Source organism: Pseudoalteromonas agarivorans, from assembly GCF_024518735.1.
In the GTDB taxonomy this organism is placed as follows: domain Bacteria; phylum Pseudomonadota; class Gammaproteobacteria; order Enterobacterales; family Alteromonadaceae; genus Pseudoalteromonas; species Pseudoalteromonas atlantica.
This window is the reverse complement of the sequence record NZ_JANIGJ010000004.1, coordinates 353,383-376,806: the sequence shown is the minus strand read 5'-3', so window position 1 is coordinate 376,806 and position 23,424 is coordinate 353,383. Positions and strand designations below refer to the sequence as shown.

At 39.2% G+C, this 23,424-nt stretch carries 20 protein-coding genes; 13 read left to right on the top strand and 7 right to left on the bottom strand.

What is annotated here, in order from left to right; all coding sequences use genetic code 11:
* The first annotated feature begins 25 nt into the window (after positions 1-25).
* On the top strand, positions 26-349 hold the full coding sequence (locus NQT65_RS10135) for a hypothetical protein (protein ID WP_256851108.1): 324 nt from the start codon (positions 26-28) through the stop codon (positions 347-349).
* 83 nt (positions 350-432) lie between these two features.
* Here NQT65_RS10135 and NQT65_RS10130 read toward each other — a convergent pair whose 3' ends face one another.
* Positions 433-1,422 (bottom strand): IS30 family transposase, encoded by a 990-nt coding sequence (locus NQT65_RS10130; RefSeq protein WP_256851107.1) that lies wholly within the window; start codon positions 1,420-1,422, stop codon positions 433-435.
* A gap of 242 nt (positions 1,423-1,664) precedes the next feature.
* Here NQT65_RS10130 and NQT65_RS10125 point away from each other — a divergent pair, with 242 nt between their 5' ends.
* From NQT65_RS10125 to NQT65_RS10100, 6 genes are all read left to right on the top strand, one after another.
* Positions 1,665-2,624, top strand: coding sequence for an oxidoreductase family protein (locus NQT65_RS10125; protein WP_256851106.1), 960 nt, complete (start codon positions 1,665-1,667; stop codon positions 2,622-2,624).
* A gap of 144 nt (positions 2,625-2,768) precedes the next feature.
* Positions 2,769-3,401 (top strand): uracil phosphoribosyltransferase, encoded by a 633-nt coding sequence (gene upp / locus NQT65_RS10120; protein WP_004586497.1) that lies wholly within the window; start codon positions 2,769-2,771, stop codon positions 3,399-3,401.
* Between the two features lie 9 nt (positions 3,402-3,410).
* A complete protein-coding gene (locus tag NQT65_RS10115) occupies positions 3,411-4,649 on the top strand; it encodes a uracil-xanthine permease family protein (protein ID WP_256851105.1) in 1,239 nt (412 codons plus the stop codon).
* 136 nt (positions 4,650-4,785) lie between these two features.
* Complete coding sequence (locus NQT65_RS10110) at positions 4,786-6,531, top strand: HAD-IIB family hydrolase (RefSeq protein ID WP_256851104.1); 1,746 nt, start codon at positions 4,786-4,788, stop codon at positions 6,529-6,531.
* Entirely contained in the window at positions 6,524-7,747 is a 1,224-nt protein-coding gene (locus tag NQT65_RS10105; protein ID WP_029771978.1) for a glycosyltransferase family protein, read from the top strand. Before NQT65_RS10110 ends, NQT65_RS10105 begins: the two co-directional genes overlap by 8 nt.
* A 24-nt stretch (positions 7,748-7,771) precedes the next feature.
* Entirely contained in the window at positions 7,772-9,550 is a 1,779-nt protein-coding gene (locus tag NQT65_RS10100; RefSeq protein ID WP_004586493.1) for a sugar phosphorylase, read from the top strand.
* A gap of 105 nt (positions 9,551-9,655) precedes the next feature.
* Here the strand turns inward: NQT65_RS10100 and NQT65_RS10095 are convergent, their stop codons facing one another.
* Together NQT65_RS10095 and NQT65_RS10090 are read right to left on the bottom strand one after the other, a co-directional pair.
* Positions 9,656-12,502, bottom strand: a complete 2,847-nt coding sequence (locus tag NQT65_RS10095; RefSeq protein ID WP_256851103.1) for a TonB-dependent receptor domain-containing protein — start codon at positions 12,500-12,502, stop codon at positions 9,656-9,658.
* Between the two features lie 563 nt (positions 12,503-13,065).
* The gene (locus NQT65_RS10090) at positions 13,066-15,918 is read right to left on the bottom strand and encodes a TonB-dependent receptor domain-containing protein (protein WP_256851102.1); all 2,853 of its coding nucleotides are present in this window, start codon (positions 15,916-15,918) and stop codon (positions 13,066-13,068) included.
* A 525-nt stretch (positions 15,919-16,443) separates the two neighbouring features.
* On the opposite strand from NQT65_RS10090, the gene NQT65_RS10085 reads away from it, so the two are divergent.
* Complete coding sequence (locus NQT65_RS10085) at positions 16,444-16,833, top strand: cytochrome b562 (RefSeq protein WP_024031804.1); 390 nt, start codon at positions 16,444-16,446, stop codon at positions 16,831-16,833.
* A gap of 200 nt (positions 16,834-17,033) precedes the next feature.
* Complete coding sequence (locus tag NQT65_RS10080) at positions 17,034-17,420, top strand: OsmC family protein (protein ID WP_004586490.1); 387 nt, start codon at positions 17,034-17,036, stop codon at positions 17,418-17,420.
* A gap of 51 nt (positions 17,421-17,471) precedes the next feature.
* Here the strand turns inward: NQT65_RS10080 and ykgO are convergent, their stop codons facing one another.
* A complete protein-coding gene (ykgO, locus tag NQT65_RS10075; RefSeq protein ID WP_004586489.1) occupies positions 17,472-17,606 on the bottom strand; it encodes a type B 50S ribosomal protein L36 in 135 nt (44 codons plus the stop codon).
* Entirely contained in the window at positions 17,606-17,869 is a 264-nt protein-coding gene (locus NQT65_RS10070; protein ID WP_004586488.1) for a type B 50S ribosomal protein L31, read from the bottom strand. The genes ykgO and NQT65_RS10070 overlap by 1 nt, the downstream gene beginning before the upstream one ends.
* A 224-nt stretch (positions 17,870-18,093) precedes the next feature.
* Between NQT65_RS10070 and NQT65_RS10065 the strand changes: the two genes are divergently transcribed.
* Positions 18,094-18,360 carry a hypothetical protein gene (locus NQT65_RS10065; protein WP_024031803.1) on the top strand — a complete coding sequence of 89 codons (267 nt, stop codon included), beginning with the start codon at positions 18,094-18,096 and terminating at the stop codon, positions 18,358-18,360.
* Positions 18,361-18,549: 189 nt separating this feature from the next.
* On the opposite strand, the gene NQT65_RS10060 is transcribed toward NQT65_RS10065, so the two are convergent.
* Both NQT65_RS10060 and NQT65_RS10055 read right to left on the bottom strand, forming a co-directional pair.
* Positions 18,550-19,593 (bottom strand): metal-dependent hydrolase, encoded by a 1,044-nt coding sequence (locus tag NQT65_RS10060; RefSeq protein ID WP_256851101.1) that lies wholly within the window; start codon positions 19,591-19,593, stop codon positions 18,550-18,552.
* Between the two features lie 266 nt (positions 19,594-19,859).
* Complete coding sequence (locus NQT65_RS10055) at positions 19,860-20,747, bottom strand: LysR family transcriptional regulator (RefSeq protein ID WP_256851100.1); 888 nt, start codon at positions 20,745-20,747, stop codon at positions 19,860-19,862.
* A gap of 114 nt (positions 20,748-20,861) precedes the next feature.
* Between NQT65_RS10055 and NQT65_RS10050 the strand changes: the two genes are divergently transcribed.
* The 3 genes from NQT65_RS10050 to NQT65_RS10040 all read left to right on the top strand — a co-directional run bounded on the left by NQT65_RS10050 (position 20,862) and on the right by NQT65_RS10040 (position 23,357).
* Complete coding sequence (locus NQT65_RS10050; protein ID WP_256851099.1) at positions 20,862-22,034, top strand: MFS transporter; 1,173 nt, start codon at positions 20,862-20,864, stop codon at positions 22,032-22,034.
* Between the two features lie 155 nt (positions 22,035-22,189).
* Positions 22,190-23,005, top strand: coding sequence for a 2,5-didehydrogluconate reductase DkgB (gene dkgB, locus NQT65_RS10045; protein ID WP_004586484.1), 816 nt, complete (start codon positions 22,190-22,192; stop codon positions 23,003-23,005).
* 64 nt (positions 23,006-23,069) lie between these two features.
* Positions 23,070-23,357 (top strand): putative quinol monooxygenase, encoded by a 288-nt coding sequence (locus NQT65_RS10040; RefSeq protein ID WP_126008963.1) that lies wholly within the window; start codon positions 23,070-23,072, stop codon positions 23,355-23,357.
* Positions 23,358-23,424 lie beyond the last annotated feature (67 nt).

Here is a 23,424-nt window from a genome sequence, read left to right as displayed (position 1 = left end):
AAGCGTTATATTTCAAGGAGAGTTCGTGTACAAGTTAACTATTGCAATTATTTTAATGTCACTCGTCGGGTGTGCATCGGTTCCAGCAAATTATGGAAAGCCAAAAGTAGGATCAAAAATTGGAGTAATGTTGCTTATAGATGAGGCGCCGACATATCAACATATTGGCACGACTATTTTTAGTAATGAAAACTTTAGTGAAATTTCAAACACTAATTATCACCAGAAATTTAACCATAAAATATCAACTCTATTCACTCAATCTGGTCATGTACCTGAATTAATTGATGCAAATGCAAGTCTGCTTGAGAATAAAAACTCTTTATTTGGTTACATTGACTTTAAGTAAAAAATAAACAAGACACCCATCTTAAATTTTGAATAATGAAAATAAACAAGACACCCACCTAAAATAAACAAGACACCCACTTCCTAGATTCTAATTGGAAGTGCACCACCTAATTCATTATAGACTTCATTTGGTGTTTTAAATCCTAAACATTTTCTAGGGCGATTATTTAGTTGCTCCTCTACCTTTTTTAATTGCTGATGGCTTACTTTGCTAAAGTTTGTTTTCTTCGGATAATACCTTCTAATTAACCCATTTATTTGCTCTACAGCACCTTTTTCCCAACTGTGATAAGGCTCACAAAAATAAGATTTATTTTTCAAAATGGCTTCTACTTTTATAAACTCCGTATTTTCAGAGCCATTGTCATAAGTTATCGATAAACAAGAGCTTGGTGGGTAAATAGATAGTTTTTTACATATTGCATTCGATGTCGCTAGAGCTTTTTTAGATGATAATTTAGTGATGTGACACACTCTAGAAACTCGTTCAAGTAACACATTCAGCGCACATTTTCTGTCGCTAGATTCAACAGAGTCACTTTCCCAATGCCCAACGTTTTTTCTGAGATTAATGTCATCTGGTCTGTCTAAAATACTACATCTTTGACCCCAAACTGTTTTCGTTTTACGGGTTGGATATTTTTTCTTACGCTTTTTATGTTGCCTAGCTAAATATACAATAAGTGATGTTTCATTCTTGTATATATATTGATAAATGGCCTCGTGAGATACGCTGGGTAAGGTTTTATCAAATTTTATTCGTCCAGCTATGATCTCAGGACTCCACCCAAGTTTGAGTTTATCTGCCACATAGCGTTGAGCTTCAACAGACTTAAGCTTAACTCGCTTAGCTCTCTCCCTTACCCTTACTTCATAATACATTTGAGCTGGATGAGGGTAATAAGTTGGTACGTAATAATCATATTTATTACGCTTTAGCTCTCGGCTAATAGTGCTATGTGAGCGATTTAGTAATCGGCTCACCTCACGTATTGATTTTTTTTGGTAATGATACCACTCAAATAAACGACAACGTTCAAAGTTAGATAAATGTGAATATTGGGTACCCATGGCACACCTCCTGAACTTATAGTTTAGTAAAGGTGGTGCACTTCGACCTTGAATCTGGCAATTCACTTTGTAGAAATTAAGGTGGGTGTCACTTTAAGAAAGGCTTTGAATCTGGCTAATTCACTTTGTAGAAATTAAGATGGGTGTCAAGCTAAAAAAGTAAGGGGCTATGAATGCTATCGTTTTATTAAAAAATACCTTCTAATGTTAAACTATAAAAAACTTAATGACTTAATATAGCAATGGCATTTTATCTTCCTCTTTTACAGCCTCATTTTAAACACATTGAAATGGGCAATACGCTCACATCGCTTTGGAGCGGGTGTGGCAGTATTGTTGAATGCATGCTTGATGCCGAGCCATGTGTTATCAAAGCGATTGAAATACCACGCTACATAAACCATCCAAAAATTAAGCAAAGCGAATTTGCATTAAAAAGAAAGCAGGAGTCTTATAAAGTTGAATATAATTTTTATAGGTTATACAGCGCGTACTTACCGACAAGCGCTAAAAGTATTACCTGTATTAATGCAATTAATGATGGTGATGATTATGCGTTAGTATTTAAAAACTTTACTCAATATGGTTTTGCTCAAGCAAGCTCTCTACATATAAAGGCAATACTAAACTGGTTAGCATTTTTTCATGCCTTTAATTTAAATAAGCCAGCAAAGGGCTTATGGCAACAAGGGAACTATTGGCATGTGAGCACACGGCCCGATGAGTTTAATAAGTTAAAACAAAGCGCTGACAAAAAGTCCGATATTAAAAATGCGGCTCATAAAATTGATAAAACACTGCAAGCATCACACTACAAAACCTTGATACATGGCGATGCTAAACTTGCCAATTTTGCTGCAAATGAGCAAAGTGAAATACTCGCTTATGACTTTCAGTATGTTGGGGCTGGGGTAGGGATTTGCGATGTAATGTATTTTATGACCAGCTGCTTAAGCGACGAGCAATTACATACCTGCGCCGATGAGTATTTACGTTACTATTTTAGCCAATTAAAAAATGCGCTTTTAGTGTATCAACCGCAAATAAATGCCGATGACGTGATTGCGAAGTGGCATGCATTATGGCCATTAGCTTGGGCCGATTTTTATCGTTTTTTAGCGGGTTGGAGCCCAACTCATTTTAAAATAAATAGCTACATGATGGCGCAAGTAAATTTAACGTTATCAGATAACAATTTATAAACATAAATTAGTGCATCGCTTGCATAAATATCAAGCAAATCAATACATTTTGGCACGATCTATGAAAACTTATTTAAAATTGCAGGTCAAATGACCTTTTTTAATATAAAATACCGCCAATTCTTGTATCAGTAGGTTTTTATCATGTCAATTCACGTAATTTCACACCCTCTAGTTCAACACAAATTAGGCTTAATGCGCGCTCACGGTATAAGTACTAAAAGCTTTCGTGAATTATGCTCTGAGGTAGGTACCTTATTAACCTACGAAGCAACTAAAAACCTACAGTTAGAAGATAACGAAATTACTGGCTGGGACGGCAACAAATTAAAAGTAGAGCACATTAAAGGCAAAAAAATTACTGTTGTGCCAATTTTACGCGCGGGCCTTGGCATGATGGATGGCGTAATGTCATTACTCCCAGCGGCTAAGGTAAGTGTAGTGGGCCTTGAGCGTAACGAAGAAACGCTTGAGCCAGTACCTTACTTTGAAAAGTTAGTAGGCAATATAGATGAGCGTTTAAGCTTAGTTATAGACCCAATGCTTGCAACTGGCGGCTCTATGATTGCTACAATCGATATGCTTAAAAAAGCCGGCTGTAAAGACATTAAAGTAATTGTACTGGTTGCTGCACCTGAGGGCGTTGAAAAAACATTAGCCGCTCACCCTGATATTGAGATTTTTACTGCCTCAGTTGATAGCCATTTAAATGAAAAGGGTTACATTATCCCAGGGCTTGGCGATGCAGGTGACAAAATTTTCGGTACGGTTTACTAAGGTTTAACAGTGCAAAATAATTCTACATTTTCTATAAAAACCATTTTAACCGGCGCCCAAATGTTGTTTGTAGCATTTGGTGCGTTAGTGTTAGTGCCTTTATTAACGGGGCTTGACCCAAGTGTCGCTTTGTTTACAGCGGGTATAGGTACTTTATTATTTCAGGTAATGACGAAAGGCAAGGTGCCTATATTTTTAGCGTCATCATTTGCGTTTATTGCGCCTATTATTGCCTCAGTACAAATGTGGGGCGTACCAGCCACCATGGGTGGTTTAATGGCAGCGGGCTGTGCTTATATGCTGTTAGCGCTATTGGTTAAATTTAAAGGGGTGGCAACACTTCATAAAATTTTGCCGCCTGTGGTCGTCGGCCCCGTTATTATGGTGATTGGTTTAGCTCTTGCACCGGTTGCGGTAAATATGGCAATGGGTAAAAGTGGCGACGGCAGTATTGAACTTATTGCTTACGATAAAGCCATTATTATTTCGCTGTTTTCTCTTGTTGTAACACTTATTTTTGCTGTGTGGGGCAAAGGTGTATATAAGCTGATCCCTATATTAGCCGGTGTTATATCGGGTTATGTTTTATCACTGGTAATGGGTGTGGTTGAATTTGGTAGCGTAAATGAAGCCAGCTGGTTGGCTGTACCAAACTTCACATGGCCCGAATTTAAGTGGCAAGCCATTCTCTTTATGGTGCCTGTTGCCATTGCACCTGCTATTGAGCATATTGGCGATATGATGGCTATTAGCCAAGTAACCAATAAAGACTTTTTAAAAAAACCAGGCTTACATCGGACCTTATTTGGTGATGGCTTAGCGACTGCCGCTGCCTCTTTATTTGGTGGGCCGCCAAACACGACTTACTCTGAAGTAACTGGCGCAGTGATGCTGACCAAAAACTTTAACCCTAAAGTAATGATGTGGACTGCCATTATTGCTGTGGTACTGGCCTTTGTGGCAAAAATGGGCGCTGGTTTACAAACTATTCCTGTACCTGTGATGGGCGGCATAATGATTTTATTGTTTGGCTCAATTGCAGTAGTGGGTTTAAATACGTTGGTTAAATCTGGTGATGACTTAACTGCACCCCGTAATTTAAGTATTGTAGCACTTATATTAGTATGCGGTATTGGCGGTATGCACATAGGTGGTAGCCAATTTAGCTTAGAAGGGGTTAGCTTGTGCGCCATTTTAGGTATTGTGCTTAACTTGGTATTGCCAAAAGCTGAACCAGAAACTGATTAATTTTGCACTGTATGTAAAATTTACGCACCAAAATAGCGCATACTAATTGCGCTATTTTTGTAAGTTACTAATTATTATATAAAAATAATAGTGGTCTAGTACCTGCATTTGTTACTTCATAATATAAGGAGTTACTATGTCAGAGGCCAGTATTGTGGATATAACCCCATTTTTAGCAAAGCACCAATTGCCTTTAAAGTATCAGTACCTTAGTGAGCAATTTTTTATCCCGCTTGCACACGATATTCTAGAATCAAAAAAAAATAACACCCCTATTTTTGTCGCCATAAATGGATGCCAAGGTTCAGGAAAAACCACCCTCGCAGATTTTTTAGTTACTTGGTTTAGTAACAACACGCTGTTTACCAGTGTCGCGCTTTCTATTGATGATTTTTACTTATCTAAAGCGCACCGCCAAGGACTTGCCAAAGACGTACACCCATTATTTGCCACCCGCGGTGTGCCTGGCACCCACGATGTAGGGCTAATGAATACCACCATAAGCCGATTACTTGCAAAAGAGGTTGGCGTGCCTTTGCCGAAATTTGACAAGCATCACGACGATTGCAGCCCCGAGCAAACATGGCAATGTAACAATAAACCCATTGATATTATTATTTTAGAAGGCTGGTGCGTAGGTAGTGAGCCACAACCGTTATTTTCTTTAAGTGAGCCTATAAACGAGTTAGAAACACAGCACGATAAAGAAGGCGTGTGGCGTCGTTGTGTAAACAGTTGCCTAGCAAATGAATACAAAAGTGTGTTTAGTAAAATAGATTACACGGTGATGCTTAAAGCGCCGAGCTTTGAAGATGTATTTAAGTGGCGACAAGATCAAGAGCAAAAGCTTATTGCCGCTAAAGGCGAGGGCGATGGCACCATGAATGATGAGCAACTAGTGCACTTTATTTCTCATTTTGAGCGTATTACTCGCGAAAACTTAAATACCCTAAGCGCTAAAGCTAACGCCCTTATAGAGCTTGATAGTAATCGCGATATTAGTGCTATGCACTTAACCAGCGACGATACGCTGCAACCTATTATATTTACCGACTTAGATGGCACGTTACTCGATCACGCCGATTACAACACTAAAAATATTAGTAGCTTGCTGCAAGATTTACAAGCAGCCCACATTCCTGTGGTGTTTAATACGAGCAAAACATTTTGCGAAGTGGTTGAACTTAAAAACGAGCTTAATATTCAACAGCCTTTTATTGTTGAAAATGGTGCGGCTGCTTATTTACCCGTAGATTATTTTGAGCTTAAACCCATTGGCTGCACACAAGTAGGGGCGTATTGGTGTTATGCATTTGCATCACCCTTATCTAACTTACTTAGTGATTTAGACTCCTTAAGCAGCGAATATAAATCGCATTATAAGTTATTTAGTGATTTGTCGAGCGAGCAAATTTCATCCCTCACCGGGCTTGATGAAGCGCATGCAAGGCGCGCTCAAACACGCGATTTTTCAGACCCACTTTATTGGCACGGAAGCGATGAATTACTAAATGCGTTTGTAAACGATGTTAAAGCACTCGGCTACGAAATAAAAATAGGCGGGCGGTTTATACATATTGCTAAAAACACCGATAAAAGCGCTGCACAGCAGTGGTTAGTTAAGCAAATTTCACAACATTTTAGAAAGCCTCTCACGGTAATTGCACTAGGTGATAGTGACAACGATAAGCAGATGCTAGAGCAAGCTGATATCGCCATTATCATACATAACCCAAGCAGTAAAAAGCCGGTTAAGTTAACACATAACAAGGCGCGTTATTCGCAATCGCCCGCTCCACTGGGTTGGATTGAAGAAATAACCACATTACCTTGTATTAGCAGCATTTTAAATACTATTGAGGAGCGAAAATCACATGGCTGATTTTTATCAAAATGGCATCATCACAACCTTACATAATATAGCCGACAGACCGGTAGAAGCGCTTGAAGAAGAGCTAATTAGTTTTAGTAAGCAACGGCCAATGGGGTTAATACTCCCTTCGTTGTTTAGTGAGCTTGAAGGCCCAGCGCTGCAAAACATTGTAAAAGAACTCAGAGAGGTTCCTTATTTATCGCAAATTACCATAGGTTTAGACAGGGCAGACGAGTCACAATACCGCCATGCTTTAGGCTTTTTTAAAGAGCTTAACCAAAACCACAAAGTGCTTTGGAACGATGGCCCACGCTTGCAAGCGCTTGATAAAGAATTACAAGAGCTAGGCGTTGCACCGCGTGAACTTGGTAAAGGCAGAAACGTGTGGTATTGCATGGGTTATAAATTGGCCACCTCAGAGGTAGAGTCGATAGCCCTGCACGATTGCGATATTTTAACTTACGACAGAGGTTTGTTAGCGCGCTTAATTTACCCTGTAGCGCACCCGCGTTTTAATTATGAATTCTGTAAAGGCTTTTACCCACGTACTGCAAACGGCAAAATTAATGGCCGAGTATCGCGCTTATTAGTAACGCCGTTATTACGCTCGTTCAAAACTATTTTAGGCAATACCGACTACCTTGAGTACATGGATACCTTTAGATACCCGTTAGCAGGGGAGTTTTCGTTTAGACGTGATGTATTAAATGATATTCGTATCCCGAGTGATTGGGGCCTTGAAATTGGCGTACTAAGTGAAATGTACCGTAATTATTCGCACAATCGCTTATGCCAAGTGGATATTGCTGATAATTACGATCATAAGCACCAGGAACTTTCTCTTGATGACCAAAACGCCGGTTTATCTAAAATGTCGATAGACATAACCAAGGCACTATTTAGAAAATTAGCCACTCAAGGGGTTACTTTTACCAGCGAAACAATTCGTTCTTTAAAAGCAACTTACTACCGTATTGGTTTAGACTTTATAGAAACGTATCATAATGATGCACTGATGAATGGTTTAACCTTAGATGTGCACCAAGAGGAAAAGGCCGTAGAAATGTTTGCCAAAAATGTTATGGAAGCAGGACAGCACTTTTTAGATAACCCAATGGAAGCGCCATTTGTGCCAAGTTGGAACCGTGTTGTATCAGCCATGCCAGATGTTTTTGAGCGTTTAAGAGAAGCGGTTGATCTTGATAATAAAGAATTTAGTGAATAAATAAAACAATAATAAGGGGCGCGTGTGAATACAGTAAGTGAATTATTTTTACAGCGGGTAGAGCAACATCTACATATTATTTATAAAGATGTTGAACTGCCCTTAAGTATTACAGAGCTGGCTGAGCAGCTTATTACTATAATTTTAGGCGACAGCCCGCTGCGCGACCCCACACCCCATACTAACCGTTGGGACGAGCAAGATATTATATTAATAGCCTATGGCGACTCTATTATTAAGCACGATGAGGGAGATCAAGCTGTTGCAAAACCGGTAGAAGCACCGCTTAAAACCTTGCACCGGTTTATAAAAGAGCAGTGCGATATGCAGCTTAATGCTTTGCATATATTGCCATTTTACCCGTATAGCTCTGATGAAGGCTTCGCGGTAATGAACTACGTGCAAGTAAATGAATCGCTAGGAGATTGGCAAGATATAAAAAATATCGCCAAAGATGTAAAGCTAATGGCAGATTTAGTGATTAATCATTGTTCTAGCCGAAGTGTATGGTTTGAAAACTTTTTAAACGATTTAGACCCCGGCAAAGATTACTTTAAAACGGCAAGTTTAACCGATGATTTATCTAATGTAGTACGCCCGCGTACGTCACCGCTATTAAATACGGTAACCACACCAAGCGGCGAAAAACATGTATGGTGTACGTTTAGCCACGACCAAGTTGATTTTGATTTTGGTAACCCGGAAGTTCTAAAAGAGTTTATAAGTATTATTCGCCATTATTTAGATAACGGCGTACGCTTGTTTAGGCTAGATGCGGTTGCATTTTTATGGAAACAGCTCAATACAAATTGCATTAATTTACCGCAAACGCATGAAGCAGTTAGGCTTATTCGCACCCTTATAGAGCATACTGAGCCAAGCGTTGTCATAATTACCGAAACAAACATACCAAACCAAGAAAACCTCTCTTACTTTGGTAACGCTAACGAAGCCCACAGTATTTATAACTTTGCCTTACCGCCTTTATTACTACATACATTACTCAGTGGAGATAGCACAGCCATAAAGCATTGGATGATGAGTATGCCGCCTGCGCAAAACGGCACCACATACTTTAACTTTATTGCCTCGCACGATGGCATTGGGCTTAGGCCAATAGAAGGCTTGTTACAGCCAAGCGAAGTGGCGTCATTGGTAAGTACGTCTATGCAATTTGGTGGACGTGTATCAATGCGCACCAGTAACGATGGTACGCACACACCGTATGAACTAAATATTGCACTTTTTGATGCATTACAAGGCACGCACAATGGGCAAGATAAGTTTGGCCTTGAGCGGTTTATGTGTGCACACGCCATTATGTTTGCGCTTGAAGGGATCCCTGGGCTTTATATCCATAGCTTGCTTGGTACAACGAACGATTACGAACGCTTTGAAAACTCACAGCATAACCGTGCAATTAACCGTCATCGTTGGCAAGAGTCAAAACTATTATCGGCTTTAGGTGATAAATATAGCCATCATCACAAAGTGTTTAATGGTATTAAGCATTTATTAGGTATTCGAAAAAAACAAAGCGCATTTCATCCTAATGCCACGCAATTTACGCTGCACTTAGCGGGGGGGTTATTTGGTTTTTGGCGGCAAAGTATAGACAGGCGCCAAAGTATATTTTGCGTTTACAACATAAGTGATAAACCACAAGTACTTACCCTTGCAGATTTAAATTTAATTAACACCCAGCAGTGGTTTGATTTAGTGGCTAATGAAACAATTACCGAGGACCAACTCACTATAGAGTTAGAGCCATATCAAAGTGTATGGTTAAGTAATATTAAATAAAGTGCAGTAATACCAATTTGCAAAATAGCTCACCTAATTAAGCGCATTGGTATAAAAAGGCTCGCAGTGCGAGCCTTTAACTTAATCCATAAACGTTATTACTAATTATAAGCTGTAGCTTAAGTTAATGTAGCCAAAGCGGCCAATGTTATCGTAACTTGCGCTGTTTTCGCCTGTCCCGCGTGTACCGTACGGAAGTTTACGATTAAATAGGTTATCAACACCTACTTTAACGCCTAAGCCGCTATCGAAGTTGTAACCCACAGTCATATCGGTAATAAAGTATTTACCGTAAGACATTTGGTTACTTGGGTTCGAGTTACTCGCAAGCTCTACATTTGTGTATAAATCAACTTCGCTGATAAAGCGTGTTTCAACCGTTGAATAAAAGTTATCCATTACGTAGCTTACAGATAGGTTAGTCTGCCATTTCGCTTCGCCGGTTGTACCTGCGTACTCAATATATGAACTAGGATCATCCTGGAACGGGTAATCTTTACGTTCAATAAGGTAAGTACCAATTAAACGTGTTTTAAAGCTACCTTCAAGCGCATCAAAGTCATAGCCTAGTTCAAAATCAACACCAGACGCCTTTTGACCAGCTACGTTAAGCACTGAGTTTTGAATCAGCGAAATTTCACCACTGGCATTACGTGTAATTAAATTACAGTACTGATTGTCTATACCTGTTGTGCTATCAACACAGCGGTCAAGAATTTCTTGCGCGTCGATTGTGTCAATTGCATTTTCTAGATCAATTTCCCAGTAATCTATAGTAAGCACAGCGTTTTCTAAAAACTCTGGTTGATAGACAATACCTACCGTTGTACTTGTAGACTCTTCACCTTTAACATCACGGTTACCGCTTGTTAAGCCATCTAAAGAGGCTGAGTCGTAACCTGAGTTAAAGTCACTTGCAACACCTAATGCAGCACAGTTTGCAGTGCGTGTTGCTGCATTTGATAAATTAGCTATGTTTTCAGCGCGGCACGGGTCATCTACATTGTAGAAAGTTTGGCTTGCTGCACCAAATACTTCACTTATGTTAGGCGCACGAAGTGCTGCAGATTGCGTTACACGCACACGTAGTTCATCGTTAACAGTCCAATCAAGGCCTAGTTTCCAGCTAGTTGCTTCGCCAATTGTGCTGTAATCAGCATGACGTACTGCGGTATCAAATACTAAATCTTGAATAAGCGGTAAGTCAGTTAAAATAGGCATAGTTGCTTCAAAAAATACTTCACGCACATTAAACGAGCCTTTATCTTCGCCTAAAGCGTTAAAAAATGTACCTTCTGCGTTATCTGGCTCTTTTGTTTCGCTTTCTTCTTTACGGTATTCAGCACCAAATGCAACACCTACGTAACCTGCTGGTAATTCAAAAATAGCGCCATTGGCAAGTGAACCAGAAACCACGGTTTGCTTAATAGTTGACGTACCTACAGAGACCGTATTTATGTAATCAATCGCTTGTTGAGATGGTGCGCCAAAACCCATAATGTTAACCGGTACACAGCCATCAGCTTGTGCTGCAGCGCTGCGACATACGATGTTGCCATCTGCATCTTCAACGGCATCAAGGGCATTAAAGTAGTTGGCTAAAATCATATTTGCGCCATTTTCGCGCTCTAAGTCAGTTTGACCATACACAACTGATGTATCTAATTCCCAGTCTTCAAACACAGTCCCTTTTAAGCCTGTAACAAATCGGGTTGTTTCACGGGTATTATTTTCAACGCGGCGGCCAAGGTCACTCATCATGCGGTTAACCATGATTGAATCAACGCCTTCCTCTTGCATACGCGCTTTGATATCTGGGTCTAGGTAAGGGTTATCAATTTTAATGCTGTTGTCGCTGTCAAAAAAGAAAAACGCAGGTTGACCTATGCTTTCGCCTTGGCTGTTTACGTATTTTGCATCAAAGTAGACGTTTAAATCGTCGGTAACATCGTAGTTAACTTTAAAGTTTACGTTGTAACGCTCAAACTCAGGTTGTATTTCTTCAAATTGGCCTAGGTTAAAAAAGTCACATTCTGCACATGAATATGGATCTGCGTTATTGCCTATGTATAAGTCACGAGCACTGCTATCCGGGTTAAAGCTATTAATAAATTTACTTGGATCTTCAAGTGCATAAACACCTGCATCATTGATGGCGAAATAACCCGCATTAGGTGTTAAAATATCATCAGGAAAGTCAGCACTATTTTTGTTCTCATCCGTTTGGGCTTGGTTAGGTAAGCTGCTAAAAGATGTGCTAGTCCAAGGGTGGTCAAGTGCATTTAATGAATCTTGGCCTGAGTACTCAATAGCAAAAGCGGCATTACCACGGTCGTTATCAAAATTAGAGCCGTATGAGAACGTTGCTTTTTCGTTATTGTAGCTATTTAAATCGGCAAAACCACGGGTAACGCTAAAATCCATACCTTCAATGTTGTCTTTTAATATAAAGTTGACAACACCTGTAACCGCATCAGCACCGTATACAGCTGATGCACCACCAGTAATAATTTCTACTCGCTCAACCCAGACGCTCGGAATAGTATTTGTATCTACAGCTTGAGAACCCGCTGAGCTAGATACGTGGCGTTTACCGTTTACAAGTACTAAGGTACGGTCGGTACCCATGTTACGTAAATCAAGAATGTTTAAACCAGCTGTACCAATAAAGCGGCCTGAGTTAGCCATTGAATATGTATTGCCAAGTGCTGGTAAGTTGTTTAGCGCTTCACCAATGTTTACAGCGCCAGTATTAATTAGCTGCTCGCCGCTTATAACTGTTACTGGTGCCGGTGCAATAGCGCCTTCACGTAAAATACGCGAACCCGTTACTTCAACGCGTTCAATTTTTGTCGCTTGCTCTTCTTGTGCAAGTACAGAATTACTCGCTGTTGCAGCAGCAGTAATTAATGCACATTTAATGCTAGTAGAAAGTAAATTATGACGTTTCATGTGTTTCCCAAAGGAGATTTTATAATAATTAAATACATTAACTTTTTAGCTAAATACACAGTGCATTTAGCCTAAGCCCTATAACTTTTGTTATATGGCCGGCGATTATTGCATGCTGAAACAATGAATAGAAGCGTCGTAATTTTTGCTTTTTCAGTAAGTTAACTCTTTATTAAATTGTCTAAAGTTGCCGCTTGTTAGTATTAACGCAACAATAAATCACTCGGGTTTTGTTAATACTAATGAGGGTTAAAAGGGCGTAGTGTTACATTTTTTGTTATTTTACAGGCGTGTTTACGTTTGGTTGATTTATTGGTTTGTTTTTTAATCTTTTAATGGCTTTGCAGTTGGCGTGGGGCTTAACTATGCTTTGCTCGTAAATTGAACGCATGAGTTAAAAATGAGCTCCAATGTGTTTTTAATGTAATTACTTTGTGTCGGTTGACCCCGAAAAAGTAACATGATGAAGCAGTTATATGTTTCTAAAAACAATAAATTGAGTAAATTTCATCTAAAAAAATAAAAAAGGCCCAATTAAGGGCCTTTCTAGGGAGGGTTAAAAACTAAAAATCGTATGATAAGTTTACATAGCCAAAACGGCCAATATTATCGTAACTTGCACTACCACTACCTGTACCACGTGTACCGTATGGAAGCTCTCTGTTAAATACGTTATCTACGCCTAATTTAACACCCATGCCATTATCAAAGTTATAACCTACTGTTATATCTGAAATAATATAAGTGCCATAGTTCATTAAGCTACTAGGGTTAGGGTTGTCTTCAAGTTCTTGTTCTGTGTATAAGCTCACTTGTTCAATATAGCGAGTGCTTAAAGAGGTGTAGAAACGCTCGTAGCTATACTCTATATTAATGTTAGCTTGCCACTCAGCTTCGCCAGTTGTACCCGCATATTCAATGAACTCTTCTGGTTCATCTTGGAATGGGAACTCTTTACGTTCAATTAAATAAGTACCAATTAAACGGGTTGCAAAGCTACCCTCAAGGGCATCAAAGTCATAAGCAAGTTCAAAATCAATACCAGAAGCTTCTTGGCCTGATACGTTTAGAACTGAGTTTTGAATTAGCGTAATTTCACTGTTTGCATCACGCGTTATTAAATCACAGTATTGATTTTCAATACCTGAAGTGCTGTCGACACAGCGATCCAGAATTTCTTGAGATGCAATTGTAGAAATCGCATCTTCTAGTTCTATTTTCCAGTAATCTACCGTTAATACTGCATTTTCAATGAAATCAGGCTGGTACACTAAACCTATCGTTGTACTTGTTGATTCTTCACCTTTAACATCACGGTTACCACTTTGTAAGCCTTCAAGTGTTTGTGAATCGTAGTCTGATTCAAAGCCAACTGGTACACCAAGCGCAGCACAGTTAGCACGGCGAGTGTCGCTATTTTGTAAATCATTTAAGTTATCGGCTAAACAAGGATCATCTACGTTATAGAAAGTTTGGCTAGGTGCGCCAAAAATTTCACCAATATTAGGCGCTCTTAGTGCTTCTGACTGTGTAAATCGCAAGCGTACTTGGTCATTAACAGTCCAATCTAAGCCAAGCTTCCAGCTTGTTGCATCACCAATAGTGCTGTAATCAGCGTAACGCACAGCTGCATCCAGTACTAAATCTTGAACAAAAGGAAGGTCAGAGAATAAAGGAATAGTGGCCTCAGCAAAAACTTCATTTACATCAAATTCGCCCTTATCCTCACCTAAAGCATTGAAGAAAGTCCCCTCAGCGTTGTCAGGTTCAATTGTTTCACTTTCTTCTTTACGGTATTCAACACCAAATGCCATACCAACGTAACCTGCCGGTACTTCAAAAAGTGCACCATTTGCCAGTGAAGCTGAAACCACTGTTTGTGTGATTTCAGAAGTACCGGTTGATACGGTATTAATATAATCAATGGCTTCTTGGCTAGGTGCGCCAAAGCCCATAATGTTTACAGGCACACAGCCGTCAGCACGTGCAGCTTCACTACGACATACAATGTTGCCTTCGTCATCTTCAATTGCATCAAGCGCGTAAGAATAGTTATCTAAAATCATATTAGCGCCATTTACACGCTCAAGCTCGGTTTTACCACGAACCACTGAAGCATCTAGATCCCAATCTTCTAAAACTGTTCCTTTTAAACCCGCTACAAAGCGCGTGGTTTCACGGGTGTTATTTTCGATACGACGACCTAAATCTGTCATCATACGTAAAACATTAATCGAGTCGACGCCTTCACCATCATTAGCCTCTTCCATTAATGTTCTGACGCTGTCATCTAAGTATGGGTTATCTATACTGATTGTATTTCTAGGATCGCCAAAGAAAAATGCTGGTTGACCAATGCTTTCACCTTCACTGTTGACGTATTTTGCTTCAAAATAAGCATTTAAGTCTTCTGTTACGTCATAGTTGACTTTGAAATTAACATTGTATCTTTCAAATTCAGGTTGTATTTCATCAAATTGTGCAAGGTTAAACGAGTCACAATCGGCACACAGTAGTCCATCAACATTGTCGCCAATATAAATATCACGCTGTGTTCCATCTGGATTAAACGTATTTACATAGCCGTTACCTACGCTAAATACGCCTGCGTTATTAATTGCATAGTAGCCTGCATTTGGTGTGTAAATTTTATCAGGAAAGTTTGGGTCATCTTTATTAGCATCAGTTTGTGCTTGGTTGCGTAAACTTGAGTAAGAGCCGTCTGTCCACGGGTGATCAAGTGCGTTTAATGAGTCTTGACCAGAGTATTCAACTGCAAATGCTGCGTTACCGCGGCCATTATCAAAGTTTTTACCATATGAAAAAGTGGCTTTTTCGTTGTTATAATCACTTAGGTCAGAAACCCCTTTAGTCACACTTACGTTTAAGCCTTCAATGTTGTCTTTTAAGATAAAGTTAACAACGCCCGTTACGGCATCCGCACCATAAACGGCCGATGCACCACCGGTAACTATTTCAACGCGCTCAACCCATACACTTGGAATAGTATTCGTATCGACTGATTGAGAGCCCGCAGAACTTGAAACATGGCGCTTACCATTAACAAGTACTAAGGTACGGTCTGTGCCCATATTACGTAAATCAAGAATATTTAAACCGGCAGTACCAATGAACCTGCCTGAGTTTGCAAGTGAGTATGTATTACCTAACGCTGGTAATTTGTTTAAGGCTTCACCAATATTAACTGCGCCGGTGTTAATAAGATCTTCGCCAGAGATAACGGTAACAGGGGCAGGGGCTATTGCGCCTACACGGCTGATTTTAGAACCTGTTACTTCTATTCTTTCTAATTTTTTTTCATCCTCTTCTGCCGCTAATGATGAAAATGCTAAACCTGCAGTTGAGAGACAAAGTGCAGCTTTAATACTGTGAGAGACTATATTAAACGTTTTCATTGAAATTCCCTAGATGATTACTTGTGATTTTAGGTACAGCTCTTGTGCAATGTGTATTAACTACTACGAGCTGTTTATTTATTATTTACATTGCACATTAACAATTAACATGGATGTATATGGGAACAACTCATTTTCGCTGAAATCACAATAAAATAAGCCCAAATACAGTGTTAATTAAATGAAAAAATATGCTTAACCTTTGTTTTAAAATAAGATTATTCTTCTAATTGAAATTGTTGTCACTGTTTTTAAATTGTATTTAATATAGGTAATTCATGTGTTTGTATTGATGTTTTTGAGTTTTTATTAGGCGGTGTTAATTTCTATTGTCCCTTTTATGGGGTGTTTTTTTAAGGTGTATTATTTGTATTTACTTTTTAGTTACATTTATAAAGGTAATACTTGTTATTTACTCGTTTATTGTAAAGCCCCTTTACAGTTATCTAGCATCCTATGCACCTTGAGTTACTTTATTACGTAAACTTGATACACTTATACTGTTTTTTATAAATAGGTTTTACCATGAAGTTTTTAGTTTTAATTTTTACTTTTGTATTTAGTACTGCGGCCATTTCAGAGCAAGAAGTTGATCTCGAAGTTAATATGAAAAATACAGGCCTTGCTTATAAAAATGCGGTGCAAGCAGTAGGTATAGGTGGCTTTAATACCGCCATAGATAAGTTTATTACTTTGGTTGAAACCAGTAAAAAAGCGACCTTTCATAAAGAAGCACAGATGTCGCTACAAGGGCTAGACAAAGTTATTGCGCAAGCAAAGTTGGCAAAAAAATTAGCGAATGAGCGCGGGCTTGATGCAGCAAAGCCAGCCCTTAAAAATATAGATGATTTACGCAAGAAGTATCATGAGTTGCACGAGCCTCCGGGTTTTTTTGACTTATTGTTTGGTAATTAACCTCAGCTTTTTTGTAAATTAATGTCGAGCAGTTATTTCAGCGCTACCTACGCTAACTTTTTCGCAGTAGCGCATTATTGATGCGCAGATTTGTGATGTTTTAATAAAATGTATAGCTGCAGATTAAGTAGTTTGAATGCTCATTTTTCAATATTTTAGTAAAGCTCTTATCTAGGGTGCAGATTAATTAAGGAATAGTAATGGAAATTTCAGTGTCATTGTTAGAGGGTCAAAAACAAAGTGCAAAATTTGGCGACCTTGAAGTAATAAGCGATCAAAGTATTAATGCTGGTGGCGGTGCCGAACACCCAGAACCGTTTGACTACTTCTTAGTAAGCATGGTGCTATGTGCTGGGTTTTATGCACGTAAATTTTGTGAGCAACGCGATATCTCTACACAAGGGATGACGCTTACGCAAAATAATGAAAACGTAGATGAAGAAGGTAAAAAATTATTTTCTATCGAAATTAATTTACCAGATGGCTTTCCTCAAAAATATAAAAAAGCACTTATTGCTGCGGTTAATACGTGTACTGTTAAAAAAGTGATTCAGGCCCAACCTGAGTTTTCTGTAGTTGTTAAATAAAAAATACGGGTAAACATGTATCGTTTACCCGTATACTTCACGGAATTAGTGTTATTTTTTCTTCATTCCTTGTACTGCTTTAAAACGTGGATTGTCTTTACATATTACAAAAACACGTCCTTTTCGCTTCACTATTTGACATCCTGGTCGTTGCTTAGCGCTTTTAAGCGAGCTTAATACTTTCATTACTCACCTTTTTTGGCAGTAGATAAGTTTTTAAAGCGACGGTTAAACTGCGCGACACGGCCGTCACTAGCCACTGTTTTTTGCTTACCAGTATAAAATGGGTGCGAGTCGCTAGACACATCAATAGGCACATACGGATACGTTTTCCCTTCAAGCTCAATAGTGCGGTCTGTTTTAATGGTTGAGCCAATAATGAAGTAGCTATCGGCAGCTGTATCGTGAAAAGCAACCACGTTGTAATCTGGATGGATATTAGGTTTCATAATACGCCTCAAGGTGTTATGTGATAATATAACCATAGGTTATCGCGTTTACGGTATTTGTGCAAATGATTTTTACTCTCATTTACTGGTATTTTTGCTGGCTAATTGCGCAAACAATTCAAAAAATAACCACTTAAACCAAAAATACTGGCTATTAGTTTTTAGGCTGTTATAACTATATAAAAAGTGTTAACAAGAAAATTTTTACGGTTTAGAGGTAAGCTATGAGCGACGCAGCACAACAAGAACAAATAGACCAAGGGGTGATGGAAACCCTTAGAGAGCGCGATCACACAGTCTTATCTGAGCAAATTAATCCAATAGACTGTACACACAACGATATTATTGAGCTATTAGCACAATATATGGCGTTAAGTGAGCAAGATAACGACGAACTATTTGACGATTGGTTTGATAATCTAAATAAAGAACAGCACACTGTTTTAAAAGTGTTTGAGGTATACCGCGGCCAATACGAGCACCAAAATTAATACTTAGGCGCTGGTTAAACATTCACTTAGCTGCGCCTTATTAATTAACCACCAACCTGAGCTTTGGATAATAAAATTATCTCAAGCTGCTAATTTGTTTTGTTTTCACTTAAAATTTTTAGCTAGCGAAAGCAAACTTAAATATTATAACCACAGCTCAGATTAATGAATGCAATTATAATCAGAGAGTTAAGGCGTTTTCATACAGTTTTTGTCTGCATAGGGCGGGGCTAAACTGACATCAGGGTTCCAAATTCTATCCCACACTTTACTTAGGCTACTTAAATTTGAGCGCTGATTTAGTTTTTCAAAGTTGCTTACCTGCACTCCTTTGTTAGTTTTTTCGCCAACTGCAAAATTAAATACGTAATAACACTCCATGCCCATACGTAAGTCAGATAAAACAATTTTATTTTGCTGCTCTTTCACGCTATAAAAACCTTTAGTAAACCACTGCAAACGTTTTATGCCCCATTCATTTTTAATATCGTTTAGCAAAGCGGGGCTTGTGTTATAGCGGTTTATTGTAACCTCTTCAGGGGAGTCAAATACCGAGGCATAACTTATGTAATATTGCCCATCAGACATCGCTACAACTCGCCATAGCAAGGTCGTAAGTGGGGCGGGGGTGCTTACATAGTTATTAATGTGTATGTGTTTATGTGCAAACGCGGCGTCTATTTTATTGTTAATTATTACTTTTAAAATAAGAGAGCTACATAAATAAAGGCTACTGAGCACAAGCATAGCGGCGTTAATTTTATAAATGCGCGGTGTATGTATTTTAGGTATTAAAGTGCACAGAAAGGCCAACAATAACGCCAGGGTGTACAGGGGATCGATTATAAATATATTTGAAATAGCAAAAGGGTGCTCGCTAAGCGGCCATATTAATTGCGTACCATATACTGTAAAGCTATCAAGTAATGCATGGGTTGATAAACATAAAAATACCAGCCAAAACCAGCGCGCTTTATGTATTTGCATGCCGGAGTGTATTTTTAAAATAAGCCAAACAATAAGGGGGCTAATTAATAAGTGCACAATAAACGAATGGCTAAAACCGCGATGATAAGTAAATGCCTCCACTGGCCCGCCATAAGGAATAAAAACATCTAAGTCGGGTAAAGTACCTAAAGCAGCACCCCATAAAGCGGCTTTTCGGCCAATTTTATTACCTAATACGGCGTAACCTACTGCGCTACCTAAAACTACCTGCGTTAACGAGTCCATTTTATTCCTTTTTATTTAGGGTGTTAGTTATGCTGCCCTTGGGCTTAATACCAATCCACAATAATACTTAATCATATTGCGGGGCTAAACGTGTCGCTACCTGCGTTAAAAAATTTTAATTTACGACTGCATGGATGCAGAAGGTAGAGCAATGCAGGAGCAATTGCTGAGAACAACGAAATAGCCAATTTTTTGCTTAGCTATCCACACGTTTTTCCAGTCACAATATAGATTACTTAATTAAGCGTTTGGTATAAAAACGTCACTTACAATTTCAGCAGTGGTTTTATAAAATCTAAAAAAGCCATTATACGCGACGATACAGCACTGTTTTTGTAATACACCGCTTGCACAATTTCGCGGTTGTTTGGCGTGCTAATACTCCCTGGCAGTATTTCTATTAGTTTGTCTGATTTTAAATCATCACCAATCATAAAGTGCGAAAGCAGCGCCACCCCTTGGTTTGCCAAGCATAGTTGGCGTACAGTTTCGCCGCTACTTGCGGTTAGGCCAAAATTTAAAGCTGTGGGCGATTTTAGCGGCCAGTTATTAAGTTTAGGCGAGTCGGTAAAACCAATGAGTTTATGCTGGGTTAAGTCGCTGGTGTGCGAAATAGTCGGTGTATTTTTAAGGTAACTAGGGCTTGCAACTAAATGCAATTTACTTACGCCGAGCTTTTTTGCATGTAGGTTAGAGTCTTTTAACTCACCTATACGAATTGCTAAGTCGGTTTTATGTTCGAGCAAATCTATAATGCTGTCGTGGGAGGTTATATCGAGCGTAATGTGGGGATATTGCGTATTAAATTCAGCAATTAAAGGTACCAATTGATGTAGTACAAAGGGGCTTGCTGCATCAATACGTAATTTTCCACTAGGGGCTTGTTTTAAAAGCTTTATTGCCTCTTCGCCGGTTTGTAAGGTGTTTAAGCCATCGCGAGCATATTTAATAAAGGTATGGCCCTCTTCGGTTAGCTCTAATCGGCGAGTGGTCCTATTTAGTAATGTACATTGTAACGTGTGTTCAAGGCGAGACACGGCCCGCGATACTTTTGCTACTTGCTGATCAAGCAAATTAGCTGCTGCTGAAAAACTTCCGCTATCTACTACCGTTAAAAACATTTCTAAGTCTTCGGTTTTTGCATGCTGAGCCATACGTTAGCACCTTACTTTTTCATTAATTACAAAAGTATTTTGTCACTAATGCTATTTTTTGCAAACACATTTTTAGTCAAACTGTAAGTCTTAACTAATAATGAGGATTTAATTATGCCATTGGCTTTGTGGGCGCTCACCTTAAGCGCTTTTGCAATAGGAACAACCGAGTTCGTAATAGTGGGATTAGTGCCTACTATTGCAAACGATTTAGGCGTAAGCCTACCTTCAGCCGGTTTGCTAGTTAGTTTATATGCAGTAGGGGTTGCCATTGGTGCACCAGTACTGACCGCACTAACTGGGCGTTGGAACCGTAAAATTGTACTAATAAGCTTAATGGGCTTATTTGTTTTAGGTAACTTACTTGCATGGCAAGCGCCTAGTTACGAAACATTAATACTAGCGCGTATTTTAACAGGCTTGGCTCACGGGGTGTTTTTCTCAATTGGCTCAATGATTGCCACAAGCTTAGTAAGTAAAGATAAAGAAGCCAGTGCTATTGCTATTATGTTTACCGGACTTACTGTAGCGCTAGTGACGGGTGTGCCACTAGGGACTTGGATTGGCCAACACTTTGGCTGGCGAGCAACGTTTTTAGTGGTGTCGGTACTGGGTTTAATTGCTTTAATTGGCAGCGCTATTTTAGTACCAAAAAACTTAAAACAGTCTATTCCTGCAACGTTTAAAGAGCAGCTTCAGGTTATTGTTAAGCCGCGCTTATTACTCGTATATTTAATGACAATTTTAGGTTACGGCGGCACGTTCACTGCGTTTACTTACTTAGCACCTATTTTAGAGCAAGAAACAGGTTTTGCTCCTTCAGCGATTGGTTTAATCATGCTGGTTTACGGTGTATCGGTAGCCATTGGTAATATTTGGGGCGGAAATCTGGCTGATAAACGCGGCCCAATTAGCGCACTGAGTATTATATTTAGCGCGCTGACAATTATTTTATTGGCTTTTACCTTTACGATGGAGTCAAAAGTAGCGGCCGTACTGACTATTCTAGTTTGGGGTGCATTTGCGTTTGGTAACGTACCGGGCTTACAGCTTTATGTCGTAAAACAGGCGCAAAAGCATACTCCTAATGCGGTAGATGTCGCATCGGGCTTAAACATAGCAGCGTTTAATATTGGTATCGCACTGGGCTCAATTATTGGTGGCAGTGTAGTAGAGGGCATGTCACTTCAAGATACCGCTTGGATTGGCGCAGCAATTTCCGCTCTAGCATTAGTAGTAACTCGTTACAGTGGCATGCTTGATAAGCGAGAAGTGAAACAAGCATAAAGTATTCTGTTAAGGTTGAAACTTAAATTTATGACCTCATTACCTGTATTGAGGTCATAAATTTTTAGGTGACAACACAAAAGAAGTAAAAGGTGTATTTCGTAAAACTTTAAACAGTTTGTATTTTTAACCGATTATTTTATAAGGATAGAGCCATGACACAACGTGTAATAGAAATGCCAGATTTAGGCATGGGAACATTCCGTTTAGAAGGCGATACCGCCTACAATTCAGTAAAAATGGCGTTAGAAGTGGGGTTTCGTCATATTGATACTGCGCAAATTTATGGTAACGAAGAGCAAGTAGGCCAAGCCATAAAAGATAGTAACATTCCGCGCAGCGAAATATTTTTAACCACCAAAGTGTGGAACAACAAGCTTAACAAAACTGACTTTATTGCCAGCGTTGAAAAGTCACTCGAGAAATTACAAGTAGACTCTGTCGATCTACTGCTTATTCATTGGCCTGCGCCTTCAAATGATGAGCCAATGAGTGAGTACCTAACGGAGCTTTTAAAAGCTAAGCAGCTTGGTTTAACAAAACATATTGGCGTATCTAATTTTACTATTGCCAACTTAAACGAAGCAATGCAAACACTTGATTCGCGTGAGATATTTACTAACCAAGTTGAGGTGCATCCGTATTTAACCAATACTAAGCTACGCGCTTTTTGTGCCCAGCACGACATTCACGTTACAGCGTATATGCCATTTGTAGTTGGTAAAGTACTAAAAGATCAAACTATTATTGATATTGCTAATAAGCATGAGGCATCACCAGCGCAAGTAGTTATTGCATGGATTAATGCCAACGGCATGACCACTATTCCATCGTCAACTAAGCGTAAAAACTTAGAAGATAACTTTAATGACCATGTTAAGTTAGACGCTGAAGACATTGCTCGTATTGACGGACTTGATTGTGGCGACCGCCAAGCAACGCCTGATTTTGCGCCGCAGTGGGATCAGTAATAAAATACGCAAAACAACATTAGGTGTAGCAAAGCTGCACCTTTATTTTTTAAAAGGACTCCGTATGTTAACGGTAATTGCCACTATAGCGAGCAAAAATATCGACGCAGAGGTTGTTTTAACTGCGCTCGAAAATCTGCAAAAGTATTCACGTCAAGAAGTGGGTTGTTTGCGTTACGAGTTGTCGGTTAAACGTGACTCAGACAAAACCGAGTACCTTGTAAGTGAGCAGTGGGCGTCGCAAGAACACTTTGAAGCTCATAAACAAGAGCCTCACTACAAAGCATTTGGTACCCAAGTTACCGGGCTTGTAACAAGCAGTAATATTGATGTGTACAACACCATCGGCTAGTAAAAAGCACTCTTAATATTAGTTAATGAGTAAAATACAGTGGCGGCGTAAACTTACATCGCCATTT